Here is a 22,930-nt window from a genome sequence, read left to right as displayed (position 1 = left end):
GGTGCGAAGCGCCCTCTCCGTTTTGCCGGAGGCAAACCTACGGTTTGACGGGAGGTTCAGGAGCTGCCCGCGCTTTGCGCGGGCTTGGGGTTCGCCCCCTCGCGCCAAATCCGTGCTACGTTCTCCACCAACCGCTACCAGCCTAGGAAAGCGTCCAGCCATGCCCTGACACCGCAACATTACCCCTTGCCGCGTTGTTGGTTGGACGGGGTGGACCGGGATGGATTGTGGCGCGTGGAGTTTTTGGGCTGCCTGTGACCATCTGCCCTTCGTCCGGCGGCGCGGCGCCGCTATATCGTCAGGTATCAGTGTTCAGCAAAGAGGCACCCACCATGCCGACCCCTCAGGATGACAGCACGGAGGTTCTCTACAACGGGGAATGTCCGGTGTGCAGTATCGAGATCCGCCATTATGCCAATCTGGCGGAGCGGCGGGATTTGCCGCTTAGGTTTGATGATCTGAACTCGCAGGATCTGGCGCTGTGGGGCGTGGATGCCGATAGCGCGGCGCGACGGCTGCATGTGCGCCATCGGGGCGAGGTGCTGAGTGGCATCCCGGCGTTTCTGGTGCTTTGGGCGCAGATGCCGGGATATCGCTGGGTCGCACGGATCGTCGGGTTGCCCGGTCTGCGCCAGCTTGCATCGGCGGCATATGATCACCTGCTGGCGCCGACGCTCTATCGCTGGCACCGCCTGCGGCAGCGTCGCGGGTCGTAGCTGCGATACGTCAGTCGCGCAGCACCATCAGCTGATCGGCATTGCGGCAGCCGGACATCGGCGCCTGTGATCGCTCGCGGGTGGCAAGGAAGGCCTCGCAGTGCAGGGTCGCGTCGCAGCTGCGGCAGCGGGTGATCATCGCGGCCCAGTCCTCGGGAGGGATCCGGCCTGCGGCCAGCGCAGCGCTCAGCTCAACCCCCGCAGCCTGCCCCATCCGGGCCATCAGGCGCAGGTGATGGAGCGGATCGCCCAGCGGCCGCATCCTAGCGCTCCTGCTCTGTCTCCGCATCGTTCAGAAAGGCCAGCAGATCGCGGTTGCGGCAGAAATCCGGCGCGTCGGCGCCTGGGCGGCCCCCCTTCGCCAGCCAATTTCGGCAGGCACCGACGCCGCCGCAGCGGGTGCAGCGCAGCACCGCCTCGGCGATCTCGTCAAATCTCAACCGGCCCGAGATGGCTTCTTCCTGTAGGTCCAGCCCCACGGTTGTGGCCATGCTGTCGAAAAGATCGGCATGGGTCTTCAGGTTGTCCCTGCGGCTCTGATCGGTGTAGGTGGTCATCTCGGCGCCCTCGGAAATCATTCATTCTGAGGGCAGCTTAGCCATCTCCGGCGCACTGCGATTTGATGCAGGTCAAAAGGGCGCGCACCCGGCGATCAGCTGCTCCTGGCCGGGTCGAGATAGGCGCGCACCGCGTCCTGAACCCGGCGAAACCGGTCGCCGCCCAGTTTCTTGCCGCCATACCAGCGGGTGACGATGATCAGGTGATCGCAGAGCCCCTCGCGCTCCATCATGCGCAGGATGACCATACCGGCGCCGCTTTCGCCGTCATCGGCCTTCAGCGCGCCGGTGGGCAGCTGCGCGGCCCAGGTGTTATGGGTCGCCTTGGCATAGGAGCGGTCGGATTTCAGCGCCGCCAGAACGGCGTCGATCTGCTCGCGGCTGGTGACCCGCGCTCCGCTGACCGCATAGCGCGAGCCGCGATCGGTCAGCACGACGCCCAGCTGCCTCAGCGAGGCGACGGCTTGGTCCAGATCGCTCAATTCAGGTTATATTTCTGGATCGTCTGATTGACCACGCGCACCCGGTCCGGGTTGGCCGGATGTGTGCCCAGAAAGCGATCGCCCGGATCCGGCAGCCGGTTGAAGAAGCGCACCCCGATGCTGGGACGATACCCGGCCTTATGGGTGATGATGGTACCCAGCTCATCCGCTTCCAGCTCGAAATTCTTCGAATAGGTGCGCGCGCCGACCACCGCGCCAAGATCCTGGGCGCGGGCCACATCCGCCGCGCTGGCGCCAGAGACGCTGGCAAGTCCCGCCAGCAGGATCGAGCCTGCCACCGCGCTTTGTCGTTTGCGCGCCAGATGGCCGCGAATATGGTGGGCGGCCTCATGTGACATTACAAAGGCCAGCTCATCCCGATTGGCAATCTGCCCCAACATCCGCTGGGTGAAGGTGATCACCGGACGCCCGGACCGGTCCTGGCTCTGATAGGCATTTGGCGGGGCATTGGGGTTGGGGTCGATGCGGATCAGGAAATCACAGTTCAGACCCGGCGCACGCGCCCGGCATTCCCGTTCAGAGACGGGCTCGACCACGCGGGTGACCGCCGCAAAGGCGCTGCGCCCCTCGGCCGGGGACAGGCCCTGAACCGGCGCGCCAGAGGGCCGCGCGGTGGGCGCAGCCCCGGTGTCAACCACAACATCACAGGCCGCAAGACCCATGGTGATGGCACATCCCATCAACAGCAACACCCGACGCATGACATCTCCTTTGCTTTGTCTGTGCCATCTTATCGCGACAGCGGACCGAGGATCAATTGCATGAAGCTCCGGCGGCTGCAATCTGCTGCAAGATCACGTGATGCGACAAAGCCTTGTCAGCGGGGGCGGCCCGGTGGCAAGCTGAGGACATGTTTACCATTGAGCATGAATTCGACGCCACCGTCGTTACGCTCGTCGATGACGAGGCCACCCCGCTGATGGAAGATGTCTCCATCAATATTTTCACAGAATGCGTCACGGTCGAACAGCTGGACCCGCGCACCGACCGGGTTCAGACAATCACCCTGTCGCACAATCAGGTCCGCGATCTTGCAGCGGCGCTGGATCTGCCTGAGGGGGTCTATCGCTTTGCCCGCGATGATGAACCCGAGGCAAAGGGCTGAGATCCATCAGGAGCTGGTGAGGGCTGGCCCCATGGTTGGCGGCGCAGGCCCCGCCCCGGAGACCTCAGGGGCGGTAGGCAAAGACCTTCTCCCGAGAGGTCGCGCCGCGCAGCAGTGTCAGCTGCGAGGGGGCAATACCCATCGCGCGGGCCAGCAGCAGCTGCACCGCAGCCGTGGCCTTGCCGTTCGCGGGCGCTGCCGTCACCGTGATCTTGAGCACACCCGCCTGCCCGCAGCTCTCCGCCCCGGCACGGACAACGGCGTTGCGCGACGCTTTTGGCGTGACGCGGACCGCAATCTCTGCCCCGGCGATGGCCAGATGGCTGAGATCGGGGAGGTCTTTCTGCTTTGGCTTGCCCATAGCGGGGTGATCGCGCGGATTGCGGGCAAAATCCATAGACTTTGGCGCTACGACCGGGATATTTCCTGCCTCACACCTCATGTTTGGATCCGGCTGCGGTCCGTGCCTGTCCCCGCTCCGGGCAGGCCAGCTCTGCCAAATTCTCGGATCCCCCTTGAAATCCCGCGCCGCCCTGCCGACATGGGGCGATAGATGTAAAAAGGTTTCACATATGCCCCCTCGCAATGATGCTGCCCTGGCGTTTCTGTTGTCGCGCCGTTCCCGCCCGGCCAAGACGCTGGTGGCCCCGGCCCCAAGCCGCGAGGCGCTGATGCCGCTGTTGACCGCAGCCGCACGCACGCCCGATCACGGCAAGCTGGAGCCCTGGCGTTTCATCGTGATCGAGAAACCCGCGATGGCGCGGCTGGCAGAGCTGACCGGCAAGGCGGGCGAACGACTGGGCAAATCGGCCGAGGATATTGCCAAGGGCCGCAGCCAGTTTGAACTGGGGCAACTGGCGGTCGCCGTGGTGGAGATCCAGAAGGCCAGCCCGAAGATCCCGCCCATCGAGCAGACCTACTCCGCCGGGGCCGTCTGCCTGGCGCTGTTGAACGCGGCTCTTGCGGCCGGCTGGGGCGCCAACTGGCTGTCAGGCTGGGCCAGCCATGATCCCGAGTTCTGCGCCGAAGCCTTTGGCCTGCAGTCGCATGAGCGGATTGCGGGCCTGATCCATATCGCCACCGAAACCAACACGCCGCCCGACCGCCCCCGCCCTGATCTGGCGGCGCTGACCACCTGGATGGACCAATGATTCTGACAGATTTCTCAAAGGCGCTGAGCCAGATCGGCGACCCCCGCTTTCGCCGGGTTCTGTTTCTGGGCATTGGCCTGACCGTCGCGCTGCTGGTGCTGGCCTATGCGGCGTTTCTGGCATTGATCCAATGGCTGGTCGGCCCGGATGCGACGCTACCGCTGATCGGCCCGGTCACCTGGGTCGATGATCTTCTTTCGATCACCTCGCTGCTGCTGATGCTGGTGCTGTCGGCGTTCCTGATGGTGCCCGTGGCCTCGGCGATTACCTCGATGTTTCTGGATGAGGTCGCACAGGCGGTAGAAGATCGCCACTATCCCGGTCTGCCACCGGCAACCAAGACACCGTTCTGGGATGGCGTGCGCGATACCATCAATTTTCTCGGCGTTCTTGTCGTCGCCAATGTGCTGGCGCTGGTGCTTTACGTGATGCTTGCCCCCTTTGCGCTGTTTATCTTCTGGGGGCTGAACGGGTTCCTTCTGGGGCGGGAGTATTTCACCCTCGCCGCGGCGCGCCGCATTGGCCTGCCGGAAGCCAAACGGCTGCGGCGCAAGCATCTGGGCGCGGTCTGGATCGCCGGTGTGCTGATGGCCATGCCGCTGTCGATTCCGCTGGTGAACCTGCTTATCCCGATCATCGGGGCGGCGACCTTCACCCATCTCTTCCATCGGCTGACCCGGCACGAACTGTCGGCAGGCTGAGCCGCGCGGAGCAAACCGGGGCGGCAAACCGGAGGACAAACATAAAACAGGCGGACCCCTGCCCGCCTGTTGTAATGCCAAAGATATGCTGCGCCGGGTTATTCGGGATCCGGCAGCCGGTCGAACCAGTCAAAATCATTCACCGTGATCCAGCCGCTAAGGATGATCGTCGCAACGATCGCCCAGATGACGGCAGCGGCAATGGTGGTGATCACGGCCTTCTGCTTCAGATAGTGATGCTCGGGCGCACCGGCGTGGGTGCCGGGCACGATCTCGCCTAGGTCGCCCTGCGTCTGAATGCGGATCGGGATCACGATCAGGAACGTCATGAACCAGATCACCGCATAGAGAACCAAACCGGATGTCACACCCATGATAGCTGTCCTTCTGAGACCCCCGCCCCACTGCGGAGGGTTAGGGGGCAGATAGCGTCAAACCTGTTCCAATTCCACCAGGCAGCCGTTGAAATCCTTCGGATGCAGGAAAAGAACCGGTTTGCCATGGGCGCCGATCTTGGGTTCGCCCGATCCAAGCACCCGCGCGCCTTCGGCCTTGAGCCGGTCGCGGGCCGCCAGGATATCATCCACCTCGTAGCAGATGTGGTGAATGCCCCCGGCCGGGTTCTTTTCCAGAAACCCCGCAATGGGAGAAGTGTCGCCCAGAGGGTAGAGCAGCTCGATCTTGGTATTGGGCAGTTCGATGAACACGACGGTGACGCCGTGATCGGGCTCATCCTGGGGTGCGCCGACCTTGGCGCCGAGGGTGTTGCGATACTGTGCCGAGGCGGCATCAAGGTCCGGTACGGCAATTGCGACGTGGTTGAGGCGGCCAATCATGGTGCGGTCTCCTGAGTGAACTGATTGCCAAGACTTATCAAAGAGCCATGGCCTGCGGACAAGTGCGCCAATCCGCGCGGCAGAATATTTCCTGCAATAACGCTTCGTTGCGTCGATTTTTGCGCGGTAATTCCATTCAACCTTAGGCTGCGACCTGGATGTTAACCAGCTGTTAGCCCCGTTTCCCTAGCGTTGAGTCGTATCCAGTCAGGAGCCTTAGTCATGGACGATTCGGAACTGTTTGCTGCTGCCCACCGCCTGCCCACCACCAAACGACCTTTGTTGGGGCTGACCATTCTTGTGGTGGAAGACAGTCGATACGCCTGCGAGGCGATGCGTCTGCTGTGCCTGCGCAGCGGTGCGCGGATCCGCCGGGCCGATTGTCTGAAATCCGCCCACCGGCATCTGAAGGTCTACCGCCCCTCGGTCGTTATTGCCGATCTCGGCCTGCCTGATGGGTCGGGCGCCGATCTGATCCGCTCCATGGCGGAGGCCTCGCCGCGTGTCGGCGTGATCCTCGGGATCTCCGGTGATGAATCAGGTGAGGCGATGGCGATGGACGCCGGGGCCGATGGGTTTCTGGCAAAACCGATCACATCGCTCGCCGCATTCCAATCCGCGATCCTGTCGCGCCTGCCCGCCGAACGCCAGCTCTCCGGCCCCAACCAGCTGACCGATGAGGTGATCGAGCCGGATCTCCTCGCCTTTCAGGATGACATGTCCCATGCCGCAGAGGTGCTGAACGAAGCTGAGGAAGGGCAGACATTGGACTATGTTGCGCAGTTCCTTGGTGGTGTGGCCCGCAGCGTTGGCGACTCACATCTGGCAGGAGCCGCCGCAGATCTGGCCGATGCCCGCAGCAGCGGACGCCCTGTTGCCGCCATTGCCGCCCGTGTCGCCGGGCTGGTTCAGGAACGTCTGAAACAGAAAGTCGCCATCTGAGATGATCGAAATCGTTCTCATCGCCTCAACCACTTTGGGCATTGTCCTATATCTTCAGGCGCGGTTCTCGGCCCGTGAAATCCGCCGTAACCGCGACCGGACATTGGGATCGCTGGTCATCCTTGATCGCAGCGACCGCTGATCTGCCGCGCCACGGGATCACCTGATCCTGGCTGACAGGTCACCCCGTCCGCCCCCTTGCTGACAGATCGTTGGGCGAGCATCCTTGCTGACAGGTAGCCCGGTCAGTCTATTGGATGACAGATCGCACGGTCGCTATCGCGGTCGGCAAATGCGCAGCACCCACATAGCGGCGCAAGGCGACAGATCGCGCGAGCCGACACACTCTCGGCCCCTCTCCCATTAACCGCTGACTGGCGGCCCAGTGGCGGAGCCGCAAGCCGCCGCAGCGGTCAGCGCATCCCCGTCAGCGCCGCAGCACCCCCGGCTCAGCGCCCAGCTCGACGCCGGGAAAAACCACATCTGCAATCTGCTGGGCGTCGGTGCCGATCATACCGCGCATGATCCAGCCCATATGGGCCCGCACATCGCCAGTGGGCATCAGATCACGGCGATCAAACAGCGCTGCCTCCTCAAGACCCGGCCACAACCCGTGAACCCGGCCACCCCGGATCGCGCCACCGGCCAGCACCATCGCACCGCCGGTTCCGTGATCGGTGCCGCTGGTCCCGTTCTCGCGCACGGTGCGGCCAAATTCGGTCATCGCCACCACTGCGGTTTTGTCCCAGATCCCCGGCCCAAGATCGCGGTACAGTGTCAGAATGGTATCGGACAGGCGCCCCAGCGCCCGTGTGAGCGCGCCGGTCTGACGGTTGTGCGTATCCCAGCCGTTGATCGAGAAAGCCGCAATCCGGCTGTCACCGCGCAGCTGCTGGGCCGCATAGCTGGCAATCCGCTGATGCGGTCGGGATCGTGCCTTGGCCTGCCCCATGCTTCCCGTTGCCTCTGCGCTCCCGGCGCCGTCCGCATCCATGGGTGCGCTGTCGGCAAGGTCGAGCGCCTCTGCCAGAGCGGCATGAAACAGCGGATCCTGCTCCATCATCAGACCGGCCAGACGTTCGGCCTGCGGGCTGAGAGCCATTTCCGCATCCGGCGACCAGTCGGACACCGGGGCCGCGCCCTGCAACAGTTTCATTTCCCCCTGCCCGATGGCAAAGGCGGTGCGCGCCTCGACACCGGGCGTGATCTGCAACAGCCGGTTCAGCCATCCGTCGCGGCGCTGGTGCAGGCCCGGCGTCCCGGCTTCCAGCAGATCCTGACCGTCAAAATGGCTGCGCTTGTCGCGATAAGGCGTTGATACCGCGTGAATAAACCCGAGCTGCTCCGCCCGCCACAACGGCATCAAGGGGGCAAGTCCCGGATGCAGGGAAAAATAGCCATCCAGATCGAGCCCGCCATTTTGCGGCCCTCCCCTGAGGCTCGACCGCAGGCCGGCATAGGCCGGATCACCATAGGGCTGGACCACATCGATGGCATCCATGCCGCCGCGCAGGATGATCACCACCAGTCGGCTGTTCCAGGGGGCCGCAGCAAAGCTCACGGGGGTCAGCAGCGGGCTTGCCGCCAGCGAACAGCCAATCAGACCGGAGCGGGCGAGGAAACCGCGCCGGGTCAGGCCAGAGGGGCGGGATGGGCCAGTGAACCCATGACGCGGTGTCTTGGTCATCTCGATCTCCCTCTCAACGCCGCTGAAAGGCGGGTGAGGCCAGGATCAGTCCTATCGCCTCCCGCTCGGTTTCGGCAGCTGTTGCGACGAACCGCAGCTGCGCGGTTTCCCGGCCGCCAAGGGCGCTTCGCAGCAGCTGAAGCGGCGCGGGCAATGGTCCTGCGCCCTGCACCATCACCTGTGTCGGCACCGACATGCACCAGCGCAGCCGCTCCGCCAGGGCCTGCGGCGTGATCCAGGTTGCATCGGCCTCGGGCCAGCCGTCGGGACCGTTGGAGACCTCCCAGCGCTGGCCCATGCGCTGCATCGGACGCAGGAAGAACCGGTTGACCTGCGCCCGGTTCAGCCCGGTCAGCGCGGCAGCTGGCAACGCCAGCGCCCGACAGGCCGAGGCGAGATAGGCAAAGGGCGGTTTGACGTTTTCAAGGTCAGGTTGCCAGGCCGCCGGATGCTCCAGCAGCGCCGCATAGACCTGCGTCAGATCCCCCGATGTCGCCCGGTAGCGGGCCGCCAGATGGGCGACCAGTGCCGGGTCCGGCGTGTCACGGGTGAAATGCACCGCCAGTTTATGCGCCAGATGATCCGCCGTGGCCGGGTGGCGCGCCAGATCCCGCAGCGCCTGTTTGATCGCAGCCAGACCGGTGACCTCGGCATCGTAGCGCTTTCCCAATAGGGTCTCGGCCCCCGGCTCGGCCCATCCCGGCGCAAATTTGAAGCCCTCGGTGGTGTCGTAGATCATGCCGGTGAACAGCTCGGCCAGCTGGCGCACATCCTGTTGCGTATAAGGCCCGCCAACGCCGAGCGTGTGCAGCTCCAGCACTTCGCGCGCCAGATTCTCATTGAGCCCGACCACCCGCCCCTGACGCTGCGCGACCCGTTTGGCGCGGCGGCTGTTGGGGCCGGTGGACCGGTGCTGGTCCAGGAAATGCAGCATCAGCGGGCTGGTCACAGCCGCAATCAGCAGATCCTCGAACCGCGCGGCAATATGCGGGCGGATCGACGTCTCGACATAGGGGGTGGCCGCGTAGCGCAGCGCGGCAATCTTGCCCTGCGCGGTGAAGTGATCCGCCCAGAACAGGGCAAGCCGTTCGCGAAACCCATGCGGCGTTGTCACGCAGCGCAGCAGCCGTCGAACGAACCAATCCGCCTGATGGTCCCGCATCAGGGCGCGCTGGTGTTTCAGATCCCTGTCGCGCATCTCGAAATCCGGGCTGCCAGCGGCCGCCTTGCGGGCGCGGCGGGCGGCGGAATAGGCCCGAGCATCCGCCAGCGCAGCGTCAAACCCTGGGATCGGCCAGGTCTGCGCCGCATGATCCGGGGCCTGAAGGTCAGCAAGCAGCCGCTCCGGCCCGGCGGCAGGGGCATGCAGCGGCGACAGGCCGCAGCCGAAACGGATCTCCGCCAATTCCCCGTCAAAGCGCATCGCTTTCCCCGCTCATGAGCTGTTGCAACCCGACAAGAGTAGGATATCGCAGCGCCGACACCAGCTGAATTTCTTCAGGCACGCAACTCTCTGCTCATAGGCGCACTGCGGGCCGCCAAGATCGCGACACAACTCGACGGAGCTGCGGTGCCCGCCGAATCAAAACAGGCCCGGACATCTGTCCGGGCCTGTTTCAGACTGACTTCCAGAGGTTACTGGTCCTGTGGAATCACCCGCAGCCCCAGCTCCATCAGCTGCTCGCTCAGCGGTTCCGACGGGGCCGACATCATCAGATCTTCGGCGCGCTGGTTCATCGGGAACATGATGACCTCGCGGATGTTGGCCTCATCGGCCAAGAGCATTACCATGCGGTCGATACCGGCCGCGCAGCCGCCGTGCGGCGGGGCGCCGTACTGGAAGGCGTTGACCATGCCGCCAAAGCGTTTTTCGACCTCTTCCTTGCCGTAGCCCGCGATTTCAAAGGCCTTGAACATGATCTCCGGCTTGTGGTTCCGGATCGCGCCGGACACCAGCTCGTAGCCGTTGCAGGCGAGGTCATACTGGTAGCCCTTCACGGCCAGCGGATCGGACAGCAGCGCGTCCATGCCGCCCTGCGGCATCGAGAACGGGTTGTGCTCAAAGTCGATCTTGCCGGTTTCCTCGTCCTTCTCGTAGATCGGGAAGTCGACGATCCAGGCAAAGGCAAAGCGGTCCTTGTCAATCAGGCCCAGCTCCTCGCCGATGACGGTGCGGGCCTTGCCCGCGACGCCTTCAAACGCCTTCGGCTTGCCGCCCAGGAAGAAGGCCGCGTCACCAACGCCCAAGCCCAGCTGCTGGCGGATCGCCTCGGTGCGCTCAGGGCCGATGTTCTTGGCCAGCGGGCCAGCCGCTTCCATCCCGTTGTCGCCGTCGCGCCAGAAGATATAGCCCATGCCCGGCAGGCCTTCTCCTTGCGCAAACTTGTTCATCCGGTCGCAGAACTTGCGGGAGCCGCCGGTCGGTGCCGGGATCGCGCGCACTTCTGTGCCTTCGTTTTCCAAGAGGTTTGCAAAGATCGCGAACCCAGACCCGCGGAAATGCTCGGAACAGTCCTGCATCTTGATCGGGTTTCTGAGGTCCGGCTTGTCGGTGCCGTACCATTTGGCGGCATCCTTGTAGGAGATCTGCGGCCAGTCATGCGCCGGGTCGACCTTGCGGCCGCCGCCGAATTCCTCGAACACGCCCGCCATCACCGGCGCGATGGTGTCGAACACATCCTGCTGGGTGACAAAGGACATTTCCATGTCGAGCTGGTAAAAATCCGCAGGCGAGCGGTCGGCGCGCGGGTCCTCGTCGCGGAAGCAGGGCGCGATCTGGAAATACTTGTCAAAGCCCGACACCATCATCAGCTGCTTGAACTGCTGCGGCGCCTGCGGCAGCGCATAGAACTTGCCCGGATGCAGGCGCGACGGCACCAGGAAGTCGCGCGCGCCCTCGGGGGAGGAGGCGGTGATGATCGGGGTCTGGTATTCGTTGAAGCCGATGTCCCACATGCGGTTGCGGATCGAACGGATCATGTTGGAGCGCAGCACCATGTTGCGCTGCATCTTCTCGCGGCGCAGGTCCAGATAGCGATAGCGCAGGCGGGTTTCCTCGGGGTATTCCTGCTCGCCGAAGACCATCAGCGGCAGTTCCTCGGATTTGCCCAGCACCTCGATATCGCGGATAAAGACTTCGATCTCGCCGGTAGAGATTTTCGGGTTCACCAGGCTCTCATCACGGGCCATGACATTGCCGTCGATGCGGATACACCATTCGGAGCGGACCTTCTCGATCTCGGCAAAGACCGGGCTGTCCGGGTCGGCCATGACCTGGGTCACACCGTAATGGTCGCGCAGGTCGATGAACAACAACCCGCCATGGTCGCGGACGCGGTGGACCCAGCCCGACAGGCGGACGGTTTCACCGACGTTGGATTTGTTCAATTCGGCGCAGGTATGGCTGCGATAGTCGTGCATGGGGTGACCTTTCATTATACCGGTCTGATGTCCGGGAGGGCCGTCAATCGGGAAATGCGCCAGAACGGCGCGGAATTCGTCCGGGGTGGTACACTAGGTTGCGACGCCGTTGTCAAGCAAACTGGGCGGATTCGGCATCCGCGAACCCCCAATAGTGCCTGTTGCGCGCCCGAGCGAGGGTCTCCCGCCCTCTACGGTCTCATCGCGGACGCGCTGAGACCTCCGACGTTGGGCCGGGCGCCGTGCCTCTGGCACGGCGTCGGTTGCGTTCTGCGGAACCCTAGCGCACCCAATGGTGCGCTGCCACGCCCAAAGGGCAAGGGTCCGCTGGCGTCAGCCAGAAGGGCGGCTTGTCCGCGGGAGCGCCCCCGTCACACCAGACGTGCCGGGATCAGCCCGCGCAGGGAATTGCCCATATGGATGGCCTTGGCACACCTCAGGTCCTTAAGACGCAGCACCGCCTCTGTGCATTCCTCCCGCTCCAGCATCACCTGCCGCAGGATACCCGGCAGCAGACCACAGCTGAGCGGCGGCGTGATCACCTGCCCGTCCGGGCGGGTTATAAAGATATTGGTGATGGTGCCCTCGCAAACCTCGCCCTGCTCGTTCAGGAACAGGAGTTCATCCACGCCTTCCGGCAGCGTGGCCCGCGCCGCATCGTAGACCGCGCGGCGGGTTGTCTTGTGCTGAAGCCACATGTCGTCCGCTTCCAGCCGGGTCTCCGCGACCCCCAGCCGCCATTCAGAAGGCGTGCCGCCCAGCGGAGCCGTGGTCAGCGCCAGTTGGCCAGCCGCGTCCAGTGTCAGGCGGCAGCGCAGCGGCACCGTATCGGTGGCTTCCGCCAGAACCGCCTCCGCCCGCTTTGGATCGAAAGCGATCCCGAACAGAGCCGCGCTGCGCCCCATCCGGGCCAGATGCAGCCGCAGGTGACGAAAGCCCTGCCCCGGATGCCAGCCCAGCGTCTCGATCAGGCCGAAAGCGGGATCGTTCTGGAGGGTGTCACGCGGGCAAAGCGGGCTTTCCATAGGGCTTCCTCATATTCTGCATCTGCGGTGCTGTCCCAGACCACGCCACCGCCCACATTGAGCGTCGCGCGGCCCGCGTCCAGCATCAGCGTGCGGATTGCAACATTGAATTCTGCCCGGCCGTCCGGCGCCGCCCAGCCGATGGTGCCGCAATAGATGTCGCGCGCCCAGGGTTCCAGTTCCGCGAGGATTTCCATCGCGCGAATCTTGGGGGCGCCGGTGATGGAACCGCAGGGAAACAGCGCGGCAAAGATCTCTGCAAGCCCCGCGTCGGGCCGCAATCTGGCGCGGACGGTGGAGACCATCTGATGCACCGTGGCGTAGCTCTCGACCGCAAACAGCTCCGGTACATGCACAGACCCGGTCTCGGCGACGCGTGAGATATCGTTGCGCAAGAGGTCCACGATCATCAGGTTTTCGGCGCGGTTCTTCTCATCCTGGCGCAGAAAGTCGCGGCGGCGGGCATCCTCCAACGGATCGTCGCTGCGCGGCTGGGTGCCCTTCATCGGGCGGGTCTCGATGCCCCCTTCTGCATCGGTGCGGAAGAATAGCTCTGGCGAGCGTGACAACAGGTCCGGCAGCCCCTCCTGTTGGACCAAGGCACCGTGGCCGACGGCCTGTCTGGCCTGAAGCGCGGCATAGATGTCTTCGGATGTCCCATAAGCGTCGGCATCAATCGGGAAGGTCAGGTTGGCCTGATAGATATCGCCCTGGCCAATGTTGCGGTTCACCTCTGCGAAGGCTTCGGCGTAGCGGTCAAAAGTCCAGCGGGGGGTAATTCCTTCAAGACCAGCTTCGCTTTCCGCCTGCGGTCGGGTCCGGCCCCCAATGTTCTGCGCTCGCGGTTCCGCATAGACCCCAAAACAAATGAGCGGCAGCCGCCGCCCCGCAGGCATCCGGCCCGCCAGTTTTGGCTCCAGCGCATAGCCCAGCTCATAGGACGCATAGCCCGCAAGCCAATGGCCGGCGTCGCGCGCCGCATCCAGCGCCGCCAGCGCGGCAGGCACATCTTCGGCCCGCTCTGCGCGGATCATGCGCAGCGGCGTTTCAAAACATGTCCCGGCCCCCATCGGCCCCTGATCAAAGCGAATCCGCACGTCAGCCTGCTCCGTCGTTATGACCTCTCCACATATATCCGTTCGCTATGCGAACAAAACCCACGGATGCGGCATTTCCAATTCGGTTTCCGATCCCCCTTGAACCTTTCGGTGCGGTCCCTATAACGCAGGACAATTTGGGCGCACGGGGGTGCCCATGACTCGCGCAAATCAGAGGGATTCAGGCCATGCCGAAAAGAACCGATATCCAATCGATCATGATCATTGGTGCGGGGCCGATCATCATCGGCCAAGCCTGTGAGTTTGACTACTCCGGCGCGCAGGCCTGCAAGGCGCTTCGTGAAGAGGGCTACCGGGTCATTCTGGTGAACTCCAACCCGGCAACGATCATGACCGATCCGGGTCTGGCGGATGCCACCTACATCGAGCCGATCACCCCGGAGGTGGTCGCCAAGATCATCGAAAAGGAACGTCCCGATGCGCTGCTGCCGACCATGGGGGGACAGACCGGTCTGAACACCGCACTGGCGCTGGAAGAGATGGGTGTGCTGGCGAAATTCAACGTCGAGATGATCGGCGCCAAGCGCGAAGCCATTGAAATGGCAGAAGACCGCAAGCTGTTCCGCGAAGCGATGGACCGGCTTGGACTGGAAAACCCCCGCGCCACAATCATCACCGCCCCGAAGAAAGCTAACGGCAGCGCGGACCTGGATGCAGGCGTGCAGATGGCGCTGGACGAGCTGGAAGACATCGGCCTGCCCGCGATCATCCGCCCGGCCTTTACCCTTGGTGGCACCGGCGGTGGCGTCGCCTATAACCGCGAAGATTACATCCATTTCTGCCGCTCCGGCATGGATGCCTCGCCGGTCAATCAGATCCTCGTGGACGAGAGCCTGCTGGGCTGGAAAGAATATGAAATGGAGGTGGTGCGCGACACCGCCGACAACGCGATTATCGTCTGCTCGATCGAGAATATCGACCCGATGGGCGTGCACACCGGTGATTCGATCACCGTGGCCCCGGCGCTGACGCTGACCGACAAAGAATACCAGATGATGCGCTCTGCCTCGATTGCGGTGCTGCGCGAAATCGGCGTGGAAACCGGCGGCTCCAACGTCCAATGGGCGGTGAACCCTGAGGATGGCCGCATGGTGGTGATCGAGATGAACCCGCGTGTGTCGCGGTCCTCGGCGCTGGCGTCCAAGGCAACCGGCTTCCCGATTGCCAAGATTGCGGCCAAGCTGGCGGTCGGCTTTACGCTGGATGAACTGGACAATGATATCACCGGCGTGACACCGGCGTCGTTTGAGCCGACGATCGACTATGTCGTGACCAAGATCCCGCGCTTTGCCTTCGAGAAATTCGCAGGCTCCGAGCCCTATCTGACCACGGCGATGAAATCCGTGGGTGAGACCATGGCCATTGGCCGCACGATCCACGAGAGCCTGCAAAAGGCGCTGGCGTCCATGGAGACAGGTCTGACCGGCTTTGACGAGGTTGCCATTCCCGGCGCCGAGGATGGCACCGACGGCAAGGCTGCGGTGATCAAGGCCATCAGCAAGCAGACCCCCGATCGGATGCGGACCATTGCCCAGGCGATGCGGCACGGGTTGTCGGATGATGAAATCCAGGCCGTCACCAAGTTCGATCCCTGGTTCCTGGCCCGGATCCGCGAAATCGTGGAGGCCGAGGCCGAGATCCGCGCCGAGGGCCTGCCAAAGGATGAGCATGGGTTGCGCCGGGTCAAGATGCTGGGCTTTACCGATGCCCGCCTTGCGAAACTGACCGACAAGAGCGAGACCGACGTGCGCCGCGCCCGCCGTGATCTGGGCGTCAAGGCCGTCTTCAAGCGGATCGACACCTGCGCCGCCGAATTCGAGGCCCAGACGCCTTATATGTATTCCACCTATGAGGCCCCGGCCTTTGGCGATGTGGAATGCGAGGCCCGGCCGAGCGACCGCAAGAAGGTTGTCATTCTGGGCGGTGGCCCAAACCGGATCGGCCAGGGGATCGAGTTCGATTACTGCTGCTGCCATGCCTGTTTCGCGCTGACCGACGCTGGCTTCGAGACCATCATGATCAACTGCAACCCGGAAACGGTGTCGACCGACTATGACACCTCGGACCGGCTGTATTTTGAACCGCTGACCTTTGAGCATGTGATGGAAATCCTCACCAAGGAGCAGGAAAACGGCACCCTGCACGGGGTGATCGTGCAGTTCGGCGGTCAGACCCCGCTGAAGCTGGCCAATGCGCTGGAAGAGGAAGGCATCCCGATCCTTGGCACCTCGCCCGACGCCATCGACCTGGCCGAGGACCGCGAGCGGTTCCAGGCGCTGGTCAACCAGCTGGGGCTCAAGCAGCCGCATAACGGCATTGCCTCGACCGACGCGCAGGCGATTGGAATCGCGGCTGAAATCGGCTTCCCGCTGGTGATCCGCCCGTCCTATGTTCTGGGTGGCCGCGCGATGGAGATCGTGCGCGATATGGACCAGCTCAAGCGCTACATCGCCGAGGCGGTCGTGGTCTCCGGCGACAGCCCGGTTCTGCTCGACAGCTATCTCTCGGGCGCGGTGGAGCTGGATGTGGATGCGATTTGTGATGGCACCGACGTGCATGTCGCAGGCATCATGCAGCATATCGAAGAGGCCGGGGTTCACTCTGGGGACAGTGCCTGCTCGCTGCCGCCTTACTCGCTGTCCAAAGAGGTGATCGCCGAGGTCAAGACCCAGACCAACGCATTGGCCAAGGCGCTGAATGTGGTTGGCCTGATGAACATCCAGTTCGCTGTCAAACCTGACGCCGACGGCAATGACGTGATCTACCTGATCGAGGTCAACCCGCGGGCCTCGCGCACCGTGCCCTTTGTGGCGAAATCCACCGACAGCGCCATCGCCTCCATCGCGGCGCGTGTCATGGCAGGTGAGCCGCTGTCGAACTTCCCGAAGCGCCCGCCCTATGAGCCGGACGCAGGCTATGACGTGAACGTGCCGATGGCGGATCCGATGACCCTGGCCGACCCGGACATGCCGTGGTTCTCGGTCAAGGAGGCGGTGCTTCCCTTTGCCCGCTTCCCCGGCGTCGACACCATCCTCGGCCCCGAGATGCGCTCCACCGGCGAAGTCATGGGCTGGGACCGCAGCTTTGCCCGCGCCTTCCTGAAGGCGCAGATGGGGGCTGGCATGGTGCTGCCATCCTCGGGCCGGGCCTTTATCTCGATCAAGGATGCCGACAAGGGCACTTTGATGCTGGACGCCGCAAAAATCCTCGTGGAACAGGGCTTTACGCTGGTTGCCACACGCGGCACCCAGAGCTGGCTGGATGAGCACGGCGTGCCCTGCGAACTGGTCAACAAGGTCTATGAGGGGCGCCCTCATGTGGTGGATATGCTGAAGGACGGCAACGTCCAGCTGCTGATGAACACCACCGAAGGCGCGCAGGCGGTTGAAGACAGCAAGGAGATGCGGTCCGTCGCGCTCTATGACAAGATCCCCTATTTCACCACCGCAGCCGGTGCCAATGCCGCCGCCCGCGCAATCAAGGCGCAGGCAGAAGGTGACGTTGAAGTGAAGAGCTTGCAGGGCTGATCTGCCGAGGCTGGCAGAGATCGAACCTATTGGAAGGCCCCGGACCTGCGTCGGGGCCTTTTCTTTTGCCCTCGCCGCAACAGGCGGCCTGCTGGGAGGACTGGGCAAAGGTTCGGACATAGGAAAACCCCGGAGCCGAGGCTCCGGGGTTTTTGGCTGATCAGGGATGGCCCGCCTCCTACAAACGCTTTTGTGGGAAACGGAGCGGAGGCCGGACAGCCCGTGCTCAGCCCGCGCGGCGCATCAGCGCACGCAGCGATCCATCAAATGGGGTGGCCAGCGAAACCCGTTTACGACCCATCTGCGCCTTGGCAGAGATCACCGAGACCAGCCGCGGGGTGCCGCCCGGACGCATCTGCAACACTGGCGAGCCGGAGGCGCCATATTCGACACGGCAGGAGGTCACCAGCGTCGCGCTGCGGGTGGACAGGATCTGGCAGTCTTTTTCGCGGGCCGGTCGGGTGGCCTGGTTCACGGTATAGGACAGTACATCCACGCTTTCCCCCGGTGTCGGCGCAGCGGCAAGCACGAAGGGGCGGATCTCGCTGCCGGAGATCGGGCGGTCCAGACGCAGCACCGCAATATCGCTGCCCGCTGCGCTGTTGCTGGACCAGCTGTGACGATAGCCGGGATGAACAACAGCCTTCACCACACGGCGTGACGCCTTGGCCCGGCGGCCATTGAGGCCGGCCTCGAACTTGATATTGCGCGGGTTTACCGCCTGCCCGGTCTGCGGATTATAGAGACAATGTGCGGCGGTCAGCACCAGATTTGGCGCGATGAGGCTGCCGGTACACATATTGCGCCCGCCAATATTAAGCCGTCCGACAGCTTCCCAGCCCTCGACGGCGCGCACGCCTGCGGATTGCGCCTCGGCAGGGAGGCTAAAGGTTGAACTCGAAATAAAGGCGGCGGCGATAAGTCCGATAATGCGTTTCATGGTCCACTCCAGTTTTTCCCACATCGCCATCATCAGGGTCTGCTGGGGCTGGAATGCGGCTTGGAGTTGTAGGGAGCTGTCAGAAAGAGGTGCAGAATGTGACGTGATTAACGTCCGATTAACGCGGCCGATATTTGCGGCCCTCACTGCGCCACATCTCTATATTTTCCTTAACCTTCCTGAACACTTTTAGAATAATTCCACTTAAACACATGAATAATTGTAACTTTTCCAGCAAGGATTTTGGTGGGTTTTTTCCTGTGTCTGCTGATGTCGCATCGGAATTTGGAAAGGAATCATCGGGATTGAGGCGGAATTGGGTCGGCCATTTCCCCAATTGAGGCGTCACCGGACGACTCGCTCAATGCGCGAAACTCTTAAGGCAGATGTCTGCCCTCCGCCTCTGCCTTGCCCCTGCCCTGACGGGCTGCGGGGGCCGCGATAGCGGGGTTCTCCCGTGATGCCTGACGCCACTGCACGCATCATGCGGACGACACGCTGTCAGCCGCACAGGGTCGCGCACAACCTGAGCGAGATCATTCGCATAGAAAAAGCCCCGGTTCTGCAACCGGGGCTTTTTCAGAGTTCAGCGGGACGGGATCAGGCTGCGGCAGCCTGTTCGCGCTTTTCATCGCGGGCAAAGAAGATCAGGTAGAACACCGGCGCGGCCACCAGCGTGAGGATGGTGGCAAAGGCCAGCCCCCCCATGATGGTGATCGCCATCGACACGAAAAACGCGTCGGTCAGCAGCGGCACCATGCCAAGGATGGTTGTCACCGCCGCCAGCATCACCGGGCGCAGACGCGACACCGATGCCTCGACGATGGCCTCCCGCAGGGGTTTGCCCTCGGCCCGGACCAGATCGATTTCCTCAACCAGCACGATGCCGTTCTTGATCAGCATGCCAGAAAGGCTGAGCAGGCCCAGAAGCGCCGTGAAGGTAAAGGGCATACCGGTGCCAAGCAGACCAATCACCACCCCGTTGACCGACATCGGCACCAGCAGCCAGATGATAATCGGCTGACGGATCGCGTTGAACAGCAGTACCGAGATAAGAACCATGATCAGGATCGTCACCGGGAGCTGCTTGCCGAGGCTGGCATTGGCATCGGCTGAGTTCTCATGCTCGCCACCCCACTCCATGGTGTAGCCGGTCGGCAGCGACATCGCCTCGATGCTGTCCTTCACCTGGGCAAAGACGGTGGCTGCGGTCAGATCCGCCCGGATATCGGCACCAACGGTCAAGGTCGGCACCCGGTCCCGACGATGCACGAGGGTGTTCTCCACCACCACATCGACCCCGTCGACCATCTGCTCGAGCGGGATAAATTTGCCCGCCGCCTCTGAGAACACCAGCTGGTCCATCAGATTATAGGAGCTGTCAGCAGGTCGGCGCAGGACGATGGGGATCAGGCGATCCCGCTCCCGGAACACGCCGGTGCGCAGACCGTCGGTCGAGAATTGCAGCGCATCAGCGATGGCATCGCGCGACACACCGGCTGTCTGTGCCCGATCGGTGGCATAGATCGGCTTCAGTGTGATCTCCTGCTCGCGCCAGTCCTGACGCACACTCAGGATGTCCTGCGACGCCTCTTGCAGCCGTTGCATGGCCTCGTCGCCCAGCTGGCGCAGCACGCGCGGATCAGGGCCGGCGAAACGGACCTCGATAGGCGCGCCCCCACCGGGGCCAAAGACCAGCCGCTTGGTGCGGAATTCGCCTTCGGGGAAGCGTCCCTGGCCGAAGTCCTCCAGATCCGCCTGCAGAGCCGGGATGCCCTCAAGGCTCGTTGCGCGGATGATCAGATGGCCATAGCTGGGGTTCGGGTCTTCGGAATCATAGGTCAGCATGAAGCGCGTGGCCCCCTGCCCGACAAAGGTCGCGACCGTCTCTACATCGTCCCGTTCGGCCAGCCAGTCCTCAAACACACGCATATGCTCGGAGGTTGTTGCAATCGACGTACCCTGCGGCAGCTTGTAATGCACAAAGAACAGCGGCGTGTTGGAGTTGGGGAAGAACTGCTGTTTCACCTGACCAAAACCGATGAAGCACAGCACCGTGATCGCAAACAGACCCGGCACCACAAGCCAGCGCAGCCGCAGGGACAGGCGCAGGATATTGCCATAGGTGCGGAACAAGAGGCCGGAATAGGCATCCTGATCGTCGCCGGTACCCTGTTTGAAAAAGTAATGCCCCAGCAGCGGCGTCGCGGTCAGCGCCAGCAGCCAGCTGAGCAACAGCGAAATCCCGATCACCGCAAAGAGCGAGAACATGAATTCACCGGTTGAATCCGGGCTGAGACCAATCCCCGCAAAGGCCATGATCCCGATCACCGTCGCGCCCAGCAGCGGGATCTGGGTTTTCGATGCAGCCTCATGCGCGGCCTCGCGTGAGGTCCGGCCCCGGGCCATGGAGATCTGCATCCCCTCGGCCACGACGATGGCATTGTCCACCAGCATCCCCATCGCAATGATCAGCGCCCCGAGCGAGATCCGTTCCATTTCGATGGCGAAGATATTCATGAACATCAATGTGCCAACAACCGTCAGCAGCAGGGTGGCGCCGACAACAACAGCCGCGCGCCACCCCATGAAGACCGCCAGCACGATGACAACGATACTGACCGACATCGCGAGGTTCACAAGAAAGGCATTGGAGGCCTCGTCTACGACCACATGCTGCTGATAGATTGGCTTCAGCTCCACACCATAGGGGATCTGTGTGCTCAGCTCCGCCAGCCGCGCATCAACCCGCTGGCCGACCTCAACGATGTTTTCAGTCGCAAGGCCCGCAACCCCCATGGTAAAGGCCTCGACGCCGTCAAAACGAATGATCTGCGAGGGATCATCGAGGCGGCCGCGATGCACATCCGCCATATCAATGATATTGATGACCTCCCCCTGAGAGCCAATCGTCAGCCCGGCGATTTCCGTCACCGAGTCCGAGCCTTCCGGCGCGCTGATGCGTGTCTGGGCAGGCCCGTTGTCGACCTGACCGGCAGAGCGGACGGAATTGGCGGTGGCCAATGCGTTCGAAACCGCGCCAATCGGGATATTCTGGTTGACGGTGATCGCCATCTTCGGCTCGACAAAGATCGCCTCTTCCGGCAGGCCCGCGATTTCGACGTCGGCGACGCCATCAACGGCAAGAAGCTCTCGGCGCAGGAATGTCGCCAGCTGGTGGCGTTCGGCATCCGTGAAGCCTTCGGCGGTAACGGCGTAGAAGACCCCGAACACATCACCGAAACCATCGTTCACAAAAGGGTCGCTAACGCCGTCGGGCAGGTTCCGCGCCGCGTCTTCGACCTCTTTGCGCAGCTTGGTCCAGAGGCCCGGCAGTTCGGTGCCGTCAAAGGTGTCCTGCATTTCGACATCGATGCGCGACAGGCCCGGCTGATTCATCGAGGTGATCTGCTTCACCTCCCCCATCTTCTGGATCGCTGATTCCAGTGGCTCTGACACTTCCAGCGCCACCTGCTCGGCGCTGGCGCCGGGGTATTGGGTAATGACCACAGCCTGTTTGATGGTGAAGGCCGGATCTTCGAGCCGCCCGAGGTTCAGGAACCCCCAGATACCGCCAAACAGGGCGGCCAGCATGATGATCCACGTATAAAGCGGCCGATTGATCGACCCGCGTGCAATGTCCATCTGATCCGCCCTCAGTTGGTGAAGCCGGTGAAGCGACGCACGGCCGCCCCGTCAGCAAGCGCGCTGCCACCGGTCAGCACGATTTCTTCGCCACCGTTCAGCCCCGAGACGATCTCGATCTGGCCGCCGTCGGTGGCCGAGGTTTCGACCCTGGTCCAGGTGACGGTGCCCTCATCCGCGCCCTTGGGTGTAAATAGCATCACCCCGGTGTCGCCGTTGGCGGCGGGCACGATGGCGGTTGGCGGGACCACAATCGCAGACATTCCGGTATCTACGGTCACCCGCACAGAGGTCGAGGCCCCGGGGAAAATCTGGCGGTCCTCGGGCGGGTCAAGACGGAAGGTCACGCGATAGGTCTGGCCAACGCTGCTGGCCTCGGCGTCGAACTCAAGGATTTCCAGCGGGTAGGTCTTGTCGCTGCCGGGGAAGCTTGCCGTGATGGTCAGCGCGTCATTGTCTTCGCCTTGCTGGAACAGAACCTCGGGCACATCGACCTCGATATGCAGCTCCGACATGTCGTGCAGGCGCACAATCGGGCTGCCGGCGCTGACGGTGCTGAACAGGGCGACCTCACGGCTGGACACCAGGGCATCAAATGGCGCGTTCAGCGTTGCATGTTCCAGCGCATAATCGGCATCCCTGAGCGCAATGCGGGCCAGTCCGGCCTGGGTTTCGGCATCGTCGATGGAGACCTGGCTGACCGTGCCGGTCAGCTTTTCCAGCCGCGTGACGGTTCGGTCCGCCTGCTCTTTTTGCAGCTGGGCCTGTCCCAGTTTCAGCTCGAACGGCTCCAGATCCAACTCCGCGACCAGAGCCCCCTTTGGCAGGAAAGCCCCCTCAGTGACAGGGAATTTCACAACCTGTCCGCCGACCTGAAACGCCAGATCCACCGTCTCTTTTGCCGCGACCTGACCGAAGAACTCGCGCTGGATCGGCACCGCGCCTGAGCGTGTTTCCATCAGTTTCACGGGTTTCAGGACGTTCTGTGCCAGTGTTGGTGTGGCCACCAGTAGCAACGCGGCGACCCCGGCGATGACTCTCGAACTCAGCTGCATGG

The 22,930-nt window shown here is 63.2% G+C and carries 22 protein-coding genes; 7 read left to right on the top strand and 15 right to left on the bottom strand.

Translation table 11 applies throughout. The features are described 5' to 3' along the window. Positions 1 to 332 precede the first annotated feature (332 nt). Positions 333 to 716, top strand: a complete 384-nt coding sequence (locus tag VXL81_RS14490; protein WP_340546189.1) for a thiol-disulfide oxidoreductase DCC family protein — start codon at positions 333 to 335, stop codon at positions 714 to 716. A gap of 10 nt (positions 717 to 726) precedes the next feature. Here VXL81_RS14490 and VXL81_RS14485 read toward each other — a convergent pair whose 3' ends face one another. The 4 genes from VXL81_RS14485 to VXL81_RS14470 form a co-directional block, all read right to left on the bottom strand. Beyond that, a complete protein-coding gene (locus VXL81_RS14485; RefSeq protein ID WP_416554841.1) occupies positions 727 to 978 on the bottom strand; it encodes a DUF6455 family protein in 252 nt (83 codons plus the stop codon). 1 nt (position 979) lies between these two features. Continuing rightward, the gene (locus tag VXL81_RS14480) at positions 980 to 1,273 is read right to left on the bottom strand and encodes a DUF6455 family protein (protein ID WP_340546191.1); all 294 of its coding nucleotides are present in this window, start codon (positions 1,271 to 1,273) and stop codon (positions 980 to 982) included. A 95-nt stretch (positions 1,274 to 1,368) separates the two neighbouring features. Further along, entirely contained in the window at positions 1,369 to 1,755 is a 387-nt protein-coding gene (locus VXL81_RS14475; RefSeq protein WP_340546192.1) for a YigZ family protein, read from the bottom strand. After that, on the bottom strand, positions 1,752 to 2,477 hold the full coding sequence (locus VXL81_RS14470) for a M48 family metalloprotease (RefSeq protein WP_416554839.1): 726 nt from the start codon (positions 2,475 to 2,477) through the stop codon (positions 1,752 to 1,754). The genes VXL81_RS14475 and VXL81_RS14470 overlap by 4 nt, the downstream gene beginning before the upstream one ends. A gap of 149 nt (positions 2,478 to 2,626) precedes the next feature. On the opposite strand from VXL81_RS14470, the gene VXL81_RS14465 reads away from it, so the two are divergent. Next, a complete protein-coding gene (locus VXL81_RS14465) occupies positions 2,627 to 2,881 on the top strand; it encodes a hypothetical protein (RefSeq protein WP_340546194.1) in 255 nt (84 codons plus the stop codon). A gap of 64 nt (positions 2,882 to 2,945) precedes the next feature. Here VXL81_RS14465 and VXL81_RS14460 read toward each other — a convergent pair whose 3' ends face one another. Further along, positions 2,946 to 3,242, bottom strand: coding sequence for a DUF167 domain-containing protein (locus VXL81_RS14460; protein ID WP_416555042.1), 297 nt, complete (start codon positions 3,240 to 3,242; stop codon positions 2,946 to 2,948). Between the two features lie 211 nt (positions 3,243 to 3,453). Here VXL81_RS14460 and VXL81_RS14455 point away from each other — a divergent pair, with 211 nt between their 5' ends. Continuing rightward, positions 3,454 to 4,032, top strand: a complete 579-nt coding sequence (locus VXL81_RS14455; RefSeq protein WP_340546195.1) for a nitroreductase family protein — start codon at positions 3,454 to 3,456, stop codon at positions 4,030 to 4,032. Next, complete coding sequence (locus VXL81_RS14450; RefSeq protein WP_340546196.1) at positions 4,029 to 4,733, top strand: EI24 domain-containing protein; 705 nt, start codon at positions 4,029 to 4,031, stop codon at positions 4,731 to 4,733. The genes VXL81_RS14455 and VXL81_RS14450 overlap by 4 nt, the downstream gene beginning before the upstream one ends. A gap of 98 nt (positions 4,734 to 4,831) precedes the next feature. Here the strand turns inward: VXL81_RS14450 and VXL81_RS14445 are convergent, their stop codons facing one another. Together VXL81_RS14445 and mce are read right to left on the bottom strand one after the other, a co-directional pair. Continuing rightward, positions 4,832 to 5,107 carry a DUF1467 family protein gene (locus tag VXL81_RS14445; protein WP_340546197.1) on the bottom strand — a complete coding sequence of 92 codons (276 nt, stop codon included), beginning with the start codon at positions 5,105 to 5,107 and terminating at the stop codon, positions 4,832 to 4,834. Positions 5,108 to 5,164: 57 nt separating this feature from the next. Further along, a complete protein-coding gene (mce, locus tag VXL81_RS14440; RefSeq protein ID WP_340546198.1) occupies positions 5,165 to 5,569 on the bottom strand; it encodes a methylmalonyl-CoA epimerase in 405 nt (134 codons plus the stop codon). Between the two features lie 222 nt (positions 5,570 to 5,791). Here mce and VXL81_RS14435 point away from each other — a divergent pair, with 222 nt between their 5' ends. Together VXL81_RS14435 and VXL81_RS14430 are read left to right on the top strand one after the other, a co-directional pair. Then, positions 5,792 to 6,511 carry a response regulator gene (locus VXL81_RS14435; protein WP_416554837.1) on the top strand — a complete coding sequence of 240 codons (720 nt, stop codon included), beginning with the start codon at positions 5,792 to 5,794 and terminating at the stop codon, positions 6,509 to 6,511. Position 6,512: 1 nt separating this feature from the next. Continuing rightward, positions 6,513 to 6,653, top strand: coding sequence for a hypothetical protein (locus VXL81_RS14430; RefSeq protein ID WP_340546200.1), 141 nt, complete (start codon positions 6,513 to 6,515; stop codon positions 6,651 to 6,653). 285 nt (positions 6,654 to 6,938) lie between these two features. Here VXL81_RS14430 and VXL81_RS14425 read toward each other — a convergent pair whose 3' ends face one another. The 5 genes from VXL81_RS14425 to VXL81_RS14405 form a co-directional block, all read right to left on the bottom strand. Further along, positions 6,939 to 8,198 (bottom strand): DUF1501 domain-containing protein, encoded by a 1,260-nt coding sequence (locus VXL81_RS14425; RefSeq protein ID WP_416554835.1) that lies wholly within the window; start codon positions 8,196 to 8,198, stop codon positions 6,939 to 6,941. A 13-nt stretch (positions 8,199 to 8,211) separates the two neighbouring features. Continuing rightward, complete coding sequence (locus tag VXL81_RS14420; protein ID WP_416554833.1) at positions 8,212 to 9,621, bottom strand: DUF1800 domain-containing protein; 1,410 nt, start codon at positions 9,619 to 9,621, stop codon at positions 8,212 to 8,214. 212 nt (positions 9,622 to 9,833) lie between these two features. Beyond that, entirely contained in the window at positions 9,834 to 11,618 is a 1,785-nt protein-coding gene (gene aspS / locus VXL81_RS14415; protein WP_340546345.1) for an aspartate--tRNA ligase, read from the bottom strand. Positions 11,619 to 11,989: 371 nt separating this feature from the next. Then, positions 11,990 to 12,643, bottom strand: coding sequence for an aminotransferase class IV family protein (locus VXL81_RS14410; protein WP_416554831.1), 654 nt, complete (start codon positions 12,641 to 12,643; stop codon positions 11,990 to 11,992). Then, positions 12,586 to 13,740, bottom strand: a complete 1,155-nt coding sequence (locus tag VXL81_RS14405) for an aminodeoxychorismate synthase component I (protein ID WP_416544184.1) — start codon at positions 13,738 to 13,740, stop codon at positions 12,586 to 12,588. The genes VXL81_RS14410 and VXL81_RS14405 overlap by 58 nt, the downstream gene beginning before the upstream one ends. Positions 13,741 to 13,928: 188 nt before the next feature. Here VXL81_RS14405 and carB point away from each other — a divergent pair, with 188 nt between their 5' ends. Next, positions 13,929 to 17,288 (top strand): carbamoyl-phosphate synthase large subunit, encoded by a 3,360-nt coding sequence (gene carB, locus VXL81_RS14400; protein WP_416554829.1) that lies wholly within the window; start codon positions 13,929 to 13,931, stop codon positions 17,286 to 17,288. A 226-nt stretch (positions 17,289 to 17,514) separates the two neighbouring features. Here the strand turns inward: carB and VXL81_RS14395 are convergent, their stop codons facing one another. From VXL81_RS14395 to VXL81_RS14385, 3 genes are all read right to left on the bottom strand, one after another. Further along, positions 17,515 to 18,228: a trypsin-like serine peptidase gene (locus VXL81_RS14395; RefSeq protein ID WP_416554827.1), complete on the bottom strand. Its 714-nt coding sequence runs from the start codon at positions 18,226 to 18,228 to the stop codon at positions 17,515 to 17,517. A 600-nt stretch (positions 18,229 to 18,828) separates the two neighbouring features. Continuing rightward, positions 18,829 to 21,873, bottom strand: a complete 3,045-nt coding sequence (locus VXL81_RS14390) for an efflux RND transporter permease subunit (protein ID WP_416539127.1) — start codon at positions 21,871 to 21,873, stop codon at positions 18,829 to 18,831. Positions 21,874 to 21,884: 11 nt separating this feature from the next. Then, a complete protein-coding gene (locus VXL81_RS14385; RefSeq protein WP_340546208.1) occupies positions 21,885 to 22,928 on the bottom strand; it encodes an efflux RND transporter periplasmic adaptor subunit in 1,044 nt (347 codons plus the stop codon). Positions 22,929 to 22,930 lie beyond the last annotated feature (2 nt).

This window comes from Phaeobacter sp. JH204B, from assembly GCF_048055755.1.
GTDB classification, from domain to species: domain Bacteria; phylum Pseudomonadota; class Alphaproteobacteria; order Rhodobacterales; family Rhodobacteraceae; genus Phaeobacter; species Phaeobacter bryozoorum.
The sequence above is the reverse complement of the archived record's forward strand: the minus strand, read 5'-3'. Positions and strand labels throughout refer to the sequence as shown.